The following is a 12,812-nucleotide window of genomic DNA, read 5'->3' as shown; positions in this document are numbered from 1 at the left end:
TTGCAAACTCTCAACTAATTTAAATGAGTACTATTTTCGAAACATTTAAACCTCAAAACTCAACTATTAAAAAATATGTTGATTATTATTATTTAGATATAAAACCTAACAATAGCACATGTAATTTTCAATGCTTTCCACATTATAATAACACCATTTCTCTATATAAGCCCAATATACAATTAGAGGTTAATGAAATACTATTTAAGGCAAACAAAAACTCACTTCAGATTTTCACTCCAATAAGAGAAAAAATTTTATCTGTAAAACAAAAAGGTAAAGTATATCGTGTTGTTATTGTTTTTCACCCATTAGGTATTCATCAATTTTATAAAGACTTATCCTTTGATAAATTTATTTCTGATTTTGATTTTTTTAATCAAAATGAATTAGAAGAAATATTTTCAACAACAGACACCATACAAATAACTCAACTATTAGATAATTTTTTAGAAGAAAAATTTGAGAAGTTTGAACACCCTTTGCTTGAAAAAACTTTAGAATACATTTTTAATAATTATGATGATTTCAAAGTGGAAGAACTTTCTAAAACTGTTAATATTAGTAGGCAACACCTGAATAAAGTTTTCAAATCTCACTTTGGCCTTTCAATCAAATCATACCATAAAATTGTACTTTTTAGGAAAACTATACATCAAAAGCTTTTTGAAACTCCTGAAGATAACTTCACCAAAGTAGCACATCAATTTAATTATAATGACCAATCTCATTTCATTAAAATATACAAAGCTTTAACTGGAAATTCTCCGAAATCTTTTTTCTCTAAAGGAACATTACTAGGGAATGAAGATACTTTTTGGCACTTATAATTTAAGCAACATTCCATTTTTACAAGTTTGCCTTATTCTTTGTGTATAATTTTGCCTCATAAAATTATTACCATGAGATTTTTTATATCATTTTTATTTATTACAATAACTTTTTGTGTTAATGCACAAGAAAGCTACAAAAGTATTATAGCAAAAGCTATAAAAGAGAGAGATAGTAAATCTGCTGATTTTGACAAAGCTTTTAAATTATACGAAAATGCTTTTAAAAAATATCCCGACAGCATTTCTCAAGATGATCAATATTGGGCTTCCATATTGGCTGCTAGTTTAAATAAAAAGGATAAAGCTTTTAAATATTTAACTCCTTTAGCCAAATTAGAAAAGGACAATTCTGGTTATCCTGGCTGGGAACTAGTTATTGGTAAATTTGCTAAAGTAGATTATCAAAACCTTTTCAATGATAATAGATGGAAGGTTTTAAAAAAACAAGCAGAAATAAGTAAGAAAGCTTTATTTAACAAGCTACTTAAACGTGAAAATGAATTTTACAAAACAAAAAACACCGAATTAAATACTCATCAAAATGTTAAATCATTATACAAGAGTATTAAAAATTATAATCCTTATTTAAGAAAAAAACATAGAGACTATTCTTTGTCTTTTAAAATTAACGATTCAACAAAGACATCATTCACTATTCACTTACCAAAAAATTACAACCCTAATAAAAAATATCCTGTTTTATTTTTTCTACATGGAGCTGTAAGACATACTTCACTTTCTGAATATCAAATCCCTAAAACTAACTTAGGAGGATGGAACAGATACTATACAAAGTATGCCAATAAAAACGATGTGATTTTAGTTTTTCCTAAAGCAAGTAAAAAATACAATTGGATGACTTCTGACGATGGTTTTTCAATGGTTCCTGAAATATTGAAACAAATAAAAACATCCATAAATATAAATGATAATAAAGTATTTGTTTCTGGTCATTCAAATGGTGCCACTGGTTCATTTTCCTATCTAATGAAACAGCCAACTGGTTTTACAGGATTTTATGGTTTTAATACACACCCGCAAGTTTATACAGGTGGAACTTTTATCGAAAATATTTTAAATAGATCTTTCGTTAATTTTTCAACTGATCAAGACTATTATTACCCTCCAAATGCTAATGATAGTTTAAATAAAATGATGAAATCTTTACATGCCGATTATAAAGACTATCGATACAATGGTTTCCCACATTGGTTTCCTAAATTTAATGAATCTGAACCTGCCTATAAAATTCTTTTTGCTGATATAAATAATAGAATTCGAAATCCTTATCCTAAAAAAATTAACTGGGAATTTGATGATAACAACTATGGAAACATAGATTGGTTATCTAATATTAAACTAGATACTTTATCAAAGAAAGCAACTTGGAATAAGCAATTAAACTTTAAAATTGATAAATGGTTAGGTTATAATAAAAATGATAGTTTAATTAGTAAAAAAGTAGATATTAAAGCTTTTAAATTTCCTAGAAAATCAGGAAAAATAATAGCTGAATACGACAAAAACACATTTAAAATTAAAACTTCACGTATCGCTAGTTTCTCTGTAAATATTTCTCCTGAAATGGTTAATCTTAAAAAGAAAATAAAAGTTTATGTTAACGGAAAACTTCTATTCAATGATAAATTAAAATTTGATAAAAAATTTATGTTACAAAATTTTAAGAATACTAATGATAGAAATCAAATTTGGATTAACTCCATTAACTTAAAAATATAAGAAGCTATATGATAAAACATATACAAAAGAGTCTGACTTTAATAAGTCAGACTCTTTTTCATTCAACATATTCATAATATATTTTATAAAGCTATCAAACTTATCAAACAGATAAGGTTAAGACTAGCTAAAATAAATTCTGAAATTAATCCTTGAATTATCAATTTATTTGGTTTCCCATCAAATCTAATACTTAATGCTCTTCCTATTCCAAAACCTAAAAAAATTAATATCGCTACTACAAATGAAGTAAAAGTTAATTCAGACACCATTGTTCCAAGTAAAATAATAATACCTCCTAATAACATAACTCCACTTACTCCTCGCATTTCATTCAATAAACTAGCATCTTTTTCTAATTTAATTCCTGAATTCTTTAAATATGTTTTTATAGGATTACTTAATCTCATCAAACCCACAAATAATAATAAGCTTCCTGATAATGCTAACGTAATAATTTTGAAAATTTCCATTTTAATTGTCTTTAGTTTTTTAGTACACTGCAAACTTAAAACGGACTAATGACAGCGGTGTGTCAGGGGTATTTTATAATTTTAGAAAAAATTATTTTATTTCTATTTTATTCCCTAAAAACTTAGGTTTAACTCTAAATAAAATATCAATAAAAACTTTTGTCCTTGCTAAGTATTCTCTTAATTTAACTTTCAATCCATAACGTCCTGAAACATCTTTAGCATTAAATCCAACCGCTTCTATATTATGATTATGTGCTAAATAAATTGCTCTTTCATTATGGAACTTTTGTGATATTATGGTAACCTTATCTTGTCCAAAAATTTCTTTACATCTAACCACAGAATCTAAAGTTCTAAAACCAGCATAGTCTAAGAATATTTTATCTTCTGGTATTCCGTACTTCATTAATTCATTTTTAAAATCGGTAGGCTCATCATAACTTTTATTTCCATTGTCGCCACTTATAAGTACAAAATCTATTTTTCCTTTTTTAAATAATTCAACAGTGGCTTCTATTCTATATTTAAAATATAGATTAACCATTCCATTGCTTAACATTTTTGCTGTACCTAAAACAAGGCCTACTTTGTTTTTCTTAATTTCTGAAGCATTAGAAAAAGTTTTTCCTTTGGCATAATTTTCTATTGAATAATTTGAAATTATAATTATCAATAATGGAAATAGTACAACAAACAGTGTTATGATATATTTTTTCTTTTTCATGCTTTTACCTTTTATAGTCCCAACCAATTATTAAAAGCTGCGGTACTATTTTGACTTGTTTTTAATATAGTTTTACTATTTCTCAGATGTACCGCAACACTATTTTTAGTGTATCTACTTATTTTTTCAATAAAATTTCTATTTACAAATTCACTTCTATTAATTTTAAAAAAAATAATTGGATCTATAAGATCTTCTACTGACTTTAATGAAGTTTGATTCAAAATATGTTTTTTTTCTAAATTATCATAAGCAACAATAACACCATAGTCTGCTTGGAAGTACATTATTTCTTCAATTTTTAGAAAATATGTATAACTGGAAGTTTTAACTGGTATAAAATCTTGATATGTTATTGTCTCTTCTTTTTGTTTGCTAAAATAACTCTCTAGTTTTTCTAGTACATGTTGCTCACTAGATTCTACAACCAATGTACTTTTTAAAGTTAAGTACTTTTGTATAGCAGCTTCAAAGCGTTCAAATGAATAAGGTTTTAATAAGTACGCTATTCCTGTAGTTTCAAAAGCATTCATCCAAAATTGATTGTAAGCTGTACTAAATATAATCGGTGCTTTTATATTTAAATCTTTATAAGCATTAAAAACATTTCCATCTAACAACTCAATATCTGAAAAAATTAAATCAACTTCAGGTTCTGATTGAAAATATGATAAAACCTCTTCAATTACTTCTAACTCTCTTACAATAGTATAAGGCTCAGAGATTTTTTCTAAATACTTTTTTATTTTCTTTCTGGCTGGAAATTCATCTTCAACCAATACTATTTTCATCATACTATTTTAAATTAATCAATGGAAGTGTTACTTCAAAAGAAGTCTCATTTTCTTTTATCAAAATTGGCTTTTTAACAAAATAATGAAATTGCTTTGTAATATTCTTTAACGCTATGCCATTTCCTTTTTTCTTATTCTTAAAGGCCATTTTATTATTAGATACTTTAATTCCCTCTTTTACTTGTTCTATTTTTATATTGATTGGATTTTCTACAGTACCTCTATTATGGGTTATCGCATTTTCAACTAAAACTTGAATACAAAATGGAGGTAAAATAGCTTTCAACAATTTCAACTCTTCTTCAATTATTAAATTATAATAAGAATAATACTTAACCTTCATTAATTCAAAATAGCCTTCAGAAAAAGTTAGCTCATCTTGTATAGAAACTAATTCTTTATTTGCACTAAATAAATTATAACGATACAATTCTGAAAAACGATTTAAAAACGAACTTGCTTTCTCTGTATCTTCTTCTATTAAATGATCCAATACATTTAAATTATTAAATAAAAAATGAGGATTTAATTGAGTTCTTAATTGGGTAACTTCATTTTTAACTTTACTAATTTCATAGTCTTTTACCTGCTCTTCGTATTTTCTATTCTCTTTAAAATAAAGGTATGCCAATGAAAAACCTCCAAAAATTAGAAAATCTATTATCGAACCAAAATTTTTATAAACTATTTGATAAAGACTTCCAAAGTTTCTTGAAAAAGTATTGAAAATAAAAGCTACTAATAAACCTAATATATTACTATACAACACATAACAAAACAAGCCTATTCCAAAAAAAAGTACATATTTTTTTTCTATAGATATTTTTAATTGTGAATTATTGTCCACTTTCTTCTTTATAAATGTAACCAGTAGAAAAATAAAAATTCCATTTAAAAAAAACCAAAAAGGTGCATCTATATGAAATCTAAAATCTTCAAAAGACCGAGATATTAGTAATTCATTTTTTAAAATAAGTAACCAACTGAAAGCAAAAAGAAAAAATAAAAAATGTAAATTTTCTTTTAAAAATGTAACAACTTTTTTCATATTTATGGTAACAAATATATTCAATTTGTGATGAAGCTTTTTAGTAAACTTCATCACAAATTTTAAAAATTATTTCTTGTTTTCAGGCCAAGTACTAACTACATTTCCTTTTTCATCATAAGCTACCAATTTAATAGCATTATTTTCATCAATTATAAACTTAGCTCTCATTCTTCCTTGATCATCATTTAAAAACAATCCATTTTGTTTTCCTGGAGTCTGTCCTAAAATTACTCTAGGAGCACCTCCTAAAAATCCTTTCTTTCTATACTCTTTAATTTTTTCTTTTCTCTTTACTTTATCCTCTATAGCACTTAACTCTTTTAGTAATTTTCTTGACATTTCTTGTGTCTCGTTATCTGGTCTATCATTAAAAACTAAACGTCCAGATTTATATCTTTTATCCCCATCACTATTATCTAGAGTTATCAATTGCATTACTTGATCTCCATCGTATTGATCAAATGTTAAAGAAAGTCCCGAACTATGTCCTTTTCCTCTTTTTTTACCATCATAAATTAATCCACCACACTCTTTACCATCTTCAGTATAAAACAACAATCCTGGTCTCTTTACTCTTTTATGGTAAACTTGTCCATTAATTTCATCTCCTTCAGAAGGGAAATTTTCAGCATTCGTAATTAACATTTTTACTGTTCCATCATTTTCTACAACATTAATACGTTTCACATCTATGGTATCAAACTTAGTAACCTTCTTAGTTTTAAAACTCTGAGTAGTTAACAATACAATTGCACTTGTTAAACAAAATGCAAACGCTCTTAAAAAAATTAGTTCTCTTTTAGTATTCATCTTTAAAATGTTTTTTATGATTTATACTTCAAAAGTATCCTAGGTACCTTGATCTTAAAATCACTTTTTAGGAAACCAAGGAATTATTCATATGAACTAAGGAATATTTACGATAAAAAAATGAGGTACTTATATTTCTATAAATACCTCACTAGTTGCATGTAATAATCAATTAATTATATAATGGTGCTTTGACCCATATGTATATTCTGGAAATTTAAATTACTATCCTCTTGATTATAGATATAATCGGCTATAAAATCACCAACTTTACTTGTTCCAAAACTAGTTTCAGAACTAATATCTTCTGTCGTAATTCCTAGTTCTAACGATTTTTCCACTGCTCGTTCTACAGCAATGGCTTCTGTATGTAAGCCTAAATGTTTCAATAACATTGCTGCTGATAAAATTGAAGCCAACGGATTAGCTATATCTTTTCCTGTAGCTTGTGGAAAAGAACCATGAATAGGTTCAAATAAAGCATTCTCTTCACCAACTGAAGCTGAGGCTAATAATCCTATAGACCCTCCAATAACACTTGCTTCATCACTAATAATATCTCCAAACAAATTTTCTGTCAGAATTACATCAAACTGTTTAGGATTTAAAATCATTTGCATTGCTGCATTATCTACGAATAAAAAGTCTAAAGTAACTTCTGGATATTGACTTGATAATGCAGTAACCGTTTTTCTCCACAAACGTGATGTTTCTAAAACATTTGCTTTATCTACTAAGGTTAATTTTTTACGTCTATTTTGTGCTTCTTTAAAAGCTAAATGTGCAATACGTTCAATTTCTTCTACTGAATAAGAACACCCATCAAATGCTATTTTTCCATCATCACTTAACTCTTTTATTCCAAAATAAATACCTCCTGTTAATTCTCTATAAATAGAAATATCAGTATTTTTTATAATGTCTTCTTTTAGTGGTGAATTTTCAATCAGTTGATTGTAAGCTTTTACTGGTCTAACGTTGCAAAATAACCCTAACTCTTTACGTAACTTCAATAAACCTTGTTCTGGTCTAACTTTAGCACTTGGATCATTATCATATTTAGGATGTCCTATTGCTCCAAATAATATTGCATCAGACTGTTTACAAATTGAAAGAGTTTCATTAGGTAATGGGTTTCCCGTTGCATCTATAGCACAAGCTCCCATTAATGCTTCTTTATAAATAAAAGTATGGTCGTAAACATGAGCAATCGCATTCATTGCTTTTTTTGCTTGTTCAGTAACTTCGGGTCCTATTCCATCTCCTGGAATAACAGCTATATTATATTTCATATTTTTTATAATGTTGCTTCAAAAGCTTTTATTTTATCTTTTTTACTTATTAAGAAATCAATATCATCGTATCCATTAAGCATGCATATTTTTTTATATTGATTGATTTCAAATTCACAATTACCAATAGGAGTTTTTAATACTTGATTCTCTAAATCAACTATCAAAGCTGTTTCTGGAATTTCTTTTACTTTTTTCAATAACTTCTTTAGATATTCTTCAGATACTTGGATGGGTAATATTCCATTGTTTAAAGCATTACCCTTAAAAATATCAGCAAAAAAACTACTAATTACAACCTTAAACCCATAACCTGATAATGCCCAAGCTGCATGTTCTCTACTAGAACCACATCCAAAATTATCGCCAGCAATTAATATGCTTCCTTGGTATGTATCATTATTTAAAACAAAATCTTTATTTATACTGCCATCTTTGTGAAAACGCCAATCTCTAAATACATTATCTCCAAATCCTTTTTTATCCGTTGCCTTTAAAAAACGAGCTGGAATTATCTGATCAGTATCAATGTTTTCAGTAGGTAAAGGAATTGCTGTATCTATTAATTTCACAAACTTTTCCATTTTAATTAAGATTTTTAGTTATATCAATAATTCTTCCTTCTACTGCAGTCGCTGCTGCTATTAGTGGACTTGCCAAAATAGTTCTTGCCCCTTGTCCTTGTCTACCTTCAAAATTTCTATTGGATGTAGAAACACAATATTCTCCTTCAGGTATTTTATCATCATTCATTGCCAAACAAGCAGAACACCCAGGTTCACGCAATTCAAAACCAGCTTTTTCAAAAATAGTTTGCAACCCCTCCTCTTGAATTTGTTTTGCTACCAATTGTGATCCTGGCACTAACCATGCATTTACATTTTTTGCCTTTTGTTTTCCTTTAACGTAAGAAGCTGCAACTCTAAAATCTTCAATCCTTGAATTTGTACAACTACCAATAAAAACATAATTAATTTTCTTATTAACTAAGCTTTCACCCTTTTTAAAATTCATATAAGTCAACGATTTTTCAAAAGAAGCATCATTTTCTTCAGGAATAGTTTCAGTAATTTTTATTCCCATTCCAGGATTTGTACCATAAGTAACCATTGGTTCTATATCTTCAGCGTTAAAAGAGTACTCTTTATCAAACTTAGCATTTATATCTGTTTTTAAAGTTTTCCAATGAGCTACTTTCTCTTCAAATAACTCACCTTTAGGAGCAAATTTTCTACCTTTTACATATTCAAAAGTAGTTTCATCAGGAGCAATCATTCCTCCTCTAGCTCCCATTTCAATACTCATATTACAAACAGTCATACGACCTTCCATAGACATTTCTTCAAAAACATTTCCTGCATATTCACAGAAATACCCTGTTCCTGAATTTGTCCCTAGCTGAGCTATTATATAAAGTATAACATCTTTAGGCAACACACCTTTTTTTAAGGTTCCGTTGACCGTTACTCGTAAACTTTTAGGCTTTTGCAATAACAAACATTGACTTGCAAATACTTGTGCAACTTGACTTGTTCCTATTCCAAAAGCAATTGTACCAAAAGCTCCATGGGTTGATGTATGACTATCTCCACAAACCATTGTCATGCCTGGTTGAGTAATTCCTAATTCTGGAGCCATTACATGAACAATTCCATTGTATTTATGACCTAAACCATATAATTCTATATTATTCTCTTTACAATTATTAGTTAATTGCTCTAATTGATTTCTAGAAAGTTCATCTCTAACAGGTAAATGTTGATTTACTGTAGGAGTATTATGATCAGCTGTTGCAATAATCTTATCTGGACGCGCAATTGGAATATTACGTTCCTTTAACTCATTAAATGCTTGTGGACTTGTAACCTCATGGATTAAATGTTTATCAATATATAAAACTTGAGGTCCATTCTTTATAGTATCTACTACATGAGCATCCCATACTTTGTCAAATAATGTTTTTCCCATTAGGCTATCGCTATTTTAGAAACCTTATTAACTTGTTTCATTATCATATGAATATCATCATCTATTACTTCTTTTTGCTTATCTGCAAAACTTAAAAAAGTTCTATAGGCTGAATCAAGTTGAATTTTGGTTAACTCATACCCTATTTTTTTTGCTCTATATGCTAAAGCAGCTCTACCACTTCTTGCTGTTAATACAATAGCGCTTTCAGTAACACCTACATCAGCTGGATTTATGATTTCATATGTCTCACGATTTTTAATAACTCCATCTTGATGAATCCCAGAACTATGTGCAAAAGCATTTGCTCCAACTATAGCCTTATTTGGCTGTACAGGCATTCCCATACTTTCTCTAACCATTAAGCTAGTATCATATAATAACTGTGTATTGATATCTGTTTGTAAATTCAAATAAGGGTGTTGTTTTAAAATCATAACAACCTCTTCTAAAGCTGTATTTCCTGCTCGCTCTCCAATCCCATTAATAGTACACTCTATTTGACGAGCACCATTAATTGCTCCAGCGATTGAATTTGCTGTAGCTAAACCTAAATCATTATGACAATGGCATGAAATGATTACATTTTCAATTCCTTTTACATTCTCTTTTAAGTATTTTATTTTAGCTCCATACTCTTCAGGTAAACAATAACCAGTAGTATCTGGAATATTTAAAACTGTAGCTCCAGCTTTAATCATCTCTTCACAAACTTTCGCTAAAAAAGCATTATCAGTTCTACCAGCATCTTCTGCATAGAATTCTACATCATCAACAAAATTCTTCGCATATGAAACAGCTTCAAACCCTCTTCTTATAACTTCATCTTGAGAAGAATTAAACTTATATTTAATATGAGAATCACTCGTTCCAATTCCTGTATGAATTCTTGGTCTTTTAGCTATTTTTAAAGCTTCTGCAGCAACTTCAATATCTTTTTTTACTGCTCTAGTCAAACCACAAACTGTAGCATTCTTTACAAGTTTTGCAATTTCATTTACAGAAGTAAAATCTCCTGGACTAGAAACTGGAAAACCTGCTTCAATAATATCAACTCCTAAAAAATCTAATCTCTCAGCAATAACTAGCTTTTGTTTTGTGTCCAGTTTACAACCGGGGACCTGCTCTCCATCTCTTAAAGTGGTATCGAAAATTTGGACTTTATCGTTATTCATTCTCTTAAATATATTGTCATTATATCAATCAAATGTATATATTGGCTTTTCAGAAGTGCTATTTTTTTAAATACTCTTTACGACATCAAAAAACAAAACAAAAACAATAACAAGCTGATTAACAATATTTTAAAATGAATTATTTTACAAGAGTTAACCAACAAAATGATTCTTTATTTGTACTGATTCAATCTTTAACGAAATCAGAAAAACGTCAGTTTCACTTATATATTGGTCGATTAGAAGGTAATACTGAAGCTAAATTTTTTACTCTTTTTAAGTTTTTAGAGAAACAAAAAAAGTATGATGAAAAAGCAATTATTAATAGTGGAATTGTAAGCAAACAACAACTTTCTAATTTAAAAGCTCATTTGTATAAGCAAATACTAACTAGCCTACGAATGAATCCGAAACATAAAAATGTTCGAGTTCAAATACGTGAACAATTAGATTTTGCCACAGTACTATATCAAAAAGGTCTATATAAGCAAAGTCTTAAATTGCTTGATAAAGCAAAAGTATTAGCAATAGATAATGAAGAAAAAAATATTGCTTATGAAATTGTTGAACTAGAAAAAGTAATAGAAAGTCAGTATATAACGCGAAGTATTAGTACCAGAGCTGATGAATTAACAATTCAGGCTAAGGAATTAAGTTTACAAAATGTAATTACAAGTAAACTCTCTAACTTATCACTTCAATTGTATGGTATTCTTTTAAAAACTGGCTATGCCCGTAATGATGAAGAGCTGAATAAGATTAACTCTTATTTTTACGCTCGCTTACCAAATTTTGATTACAATAAATTAGGATTTAGAGAACGTTTATGGCTATACAAAGCACACCTATGGAGATCTCTTTTAACTCAAAATTTTCTGAATGGTTATAAGTATTCTTCAAATTGGGTAAACTTATATCGAGAGTATCCAAAAATGGTAAAATTAAATCCTGTTTTCTATTTAAAAGGAGTCAACTATTTATTAGAATCATTATTCTTTATTCAACATGAAAAAGAATTTAATAAAGAACTTACATTATTTGAAAATAGTATAAAAGAAAATAAAATTCCAATGAATGGAAATACTGAGATTTTAATTTTTCAATATTTCTATGCAAACAAATTACATAAGCATTTCTTAGAAGGTACATTTAGTGAAGGTGAGTATTTAGTTGAAGAAATTAATACTAAGATTCATGAATATAGTAATCGAATAGACAAACATCATATTATCACATTATATTATAAGATAGCTTGCTTATACTTTGGAATGGGTGAAAATAAAAAATCTATTGAATACCTATCCAAAATTATAAATTCAAAAAAGCTATATGTTGGTGAAGATTTACAATGTTTTGCTAGAATTTTAAATCTAATTGCACATTACGAATGCGGGTTAGACTATCATTTAGAAAGACAATTTAAAGACACATACAAGTTCCTTCTTAAAATGGAAAATTTACAAGAAGTACAAAAAGAATTTATTGTTTCTATAAAATCACTTGGAGATGTTTTTCCACATCAAATAAAAAATGAATTTAAGAAAATTCATAGCCGATTAAAAGTTTATGAAAATCATCCTTTTGAAAAAAGAGCCTTTCTATATCTAGATATTCTATCATGGCTAGAAAGTAAAATTGAAAACAAGCCTATTTCAACGATTATAAGAGAAAAATATAATCATCGAAAGAAAAAGCCTTGTTAATTTATAGAACAAGTCTAAAACTCATATAAAACAATTTATTTTCCTATAGAGATAGTCTAATACTTTCTTCAAGAATATTTTTATTTAGATTTAGGGCAAAAAAAAACCTCAATCTTATTGTATAAGATTGAGGTTAAAAAGAAAGGCAACGACCTACTCTCCCACCATTGGCAGTACCATCGGCGCTAATGGGCTTAACTTCTCTGTTCGGAATGGTAAGAGGTGAGCCCCATTGCAATAATCACC

12 protein-coding genes and 1 rRNA gene are annotated in these 12,812 nt (G+C 28.1%); 3 read left to right on the top strand and 10 right to left on the bottom strand.

What is annotated here, in order from left to right; translation table 11 throughout:
• The first annotated feature begins 23 nt into the window (after window positions 1-23).
• Both Q0958_RS09735 and Q0958_RS09730 read left to right on the top strand, forming a co-directional pair.
• Entirely contained in the window at window positions 24-830 is an 807-nt protein-coding gene (locus Q0958_RS09735) for an AraC family transcriptional regulator (RefSeq protein WP_299122434.1), read from the top strand.
• Between the two features lie 72 nt (window positions 831-902).
• A complete protein-coding gene (locus Q0958_RS09730) occupies window positions 903-2,573 on the top strand; it encodes an alpha/beta hydrolase-fold protein (protein ID WP_299122432.1) in 1,671 nt (556 codons plus the stop codon).
• Window positions 2,574-2,656: 83 nt separating this feature from the next.
• Here Q0958_RS09730 and Q0958_RS09725 read toward each other — a convergent pair whose 3' ends face one another.
• The 9 genes from Q0958_RS09725 to Q0958_RS09685 form a co-directional block, all read right to left on the bottom strand.
• Complete coding sequence (locus Q0958_RS09725; RefSeq protein WP_299122430.1) at window positions 2,657-3,046, bottom strand: DUF4345 family protein; 390 nt, start codon at window positions 3,044-3,046, stop codon at window positions 2,657-2,659.
• 91 nt (window positions 3,047-3,137) lie between these two features.
• Window positions 3,138-3,773 carry an ElyC/SanA/YdcF family protein gene (locus Q0958_RS09720; RefSeq protein ID WP_299122428.1) on the bottom strand — a complete coding sequence of 212 codons (636 nt, stop codon included), beginning with the start codon at window positions 3,771-3,773 and terminating at the stop codon, window positions 3,138-3,140.
• 11 nt (window positions 3,774-3,784) lie between these two features.
• Window positions 3,785-4,567: a LytTR family DNA-binding domain-containing protein gene (locus tag Q0958_RS09715; protein WP_299122426.1), complete on the bottom strand. Its 783-nt coding sequence runs from the start codon at window positions 4,565-4,567 to the stop codon at window positions 3,785-3,787.
• 1 nt (window position 4,568) lies between these two features.
• Window positions 4,569-5,615 (bottom strand): histidine kinase, encoded by a 1,047-nt coding sequence (locus tag Q0958_RS09710; RefSeq protein ID WP_299122424.1) that lies wholly within the window; start codon window positions 5,613-5,615, stop codon window positions 4,569-4,571.
• A gap of 69 nt (window positions 5,616-5,684) precedes the next feature.
• On the bottom strand, window positions 5,685-6,428 hold the full coding sequence (locus Q0958_RS09705) for a hypothetical protein (protein ID WP_299122421.1): 744 nt from the start codon (window positions 6,426-6,428) through the stop codon (window positions 5,685-5,687).
• Between the two features lie 176 nt (window positions 6,429-6,604).
• Window positions 6,605-7,720: a 3-isopropylmalate dehydrogenase gene (gene leuB, locus Q0958_RS09700; protein WP_299122418.1), complete on the bottom strand. Its 1,116-nt coding sequence runs from the start codon at window positions 7,718-7,720 to the stop codon at window positions 6,605-6,607.
• A 5-nt stretch (window positions 7,721-7,725) separates the two neighbouring features.
• A complete protein-coding gene (leuD, locus tag Q0958_RS09695; RefSeq protein ID WP_299122416.1) occupies window positions 7,726-8,304 on the bottom strand; it encodes a 3-isopropylmalate dehydratase small subunit in 579 nt (192 codons plus the stop codon).
• A 1-nt stretch (window position 8,305) separates the two neighbouring features.
• Complete coding sequence (gene leuC, locus Q0958_RS09690) at window positions 8,306-9,688, bottom strand: 3-isopropylmalate dehydratase large subunit (RefSeq protein ID WP_299122414.1); 1,383 nt, start codon at window positions 9,686-9,688, stop codon at window positions 8,306-8,308.
• Window positions 9,688-10,863: a 2-isopropylmalate synthase gene (locus tag Q0958_RS09685; RefSeq protein ID WP_299122412.1), complete on the bottom strand. Its 1,176-nt coding sequence runs from the start codon at window positions 10,861-10,863 to the stop codon at window positions 9,688-9,690. The genes leuC and Q0958_RS09685 overlap by 1 nt, the downstream gene beginning before the upstream one ends.
• Window positions 10,864-10,997: 134 nt before the next feature.
• Between Q0958_RS09685 and Q0958_RS09680 the strand changes: the two genes are divergently transcribed.
• Window positions 10,998-12,566 carry a hypothetical protein gene (locus Q0958_RS09680; RefSeq protein WP_299122410.1) on the top strand — a complete coding sequence of 523 codons (1,569 nt, stop codon included), beginning with the start codon at window positions 10,998-11,000 and terminating at the stop codon, window positions 12,564-12,566.
• A 140-nt stretch (window positions 12,567-12,706) separates the two neighbouring features.
• Here Q0958_RS09680 and rrf read toward each other — a convergent pair.
• Window positions 12,707-12,812: ribosomal RNA gene (gene rrf, locus Q0958_RS09675) — 5S ribosomal RNA — on the bottom strand; the annotation flags it as partial.

Source organism: uncultured Tenacibaculum sp., from assembly GCF_947499065.1.
GTDB lineage: Bacteria > Bacteroidota > Bacteroidia > Flavobacteriales > Flavobacteriaceae > Polaribacter.
Note: the sequence above shows the minus strand (reverse complement) of the source record. Positions and strands in the feature narration are given on the sequence as shown.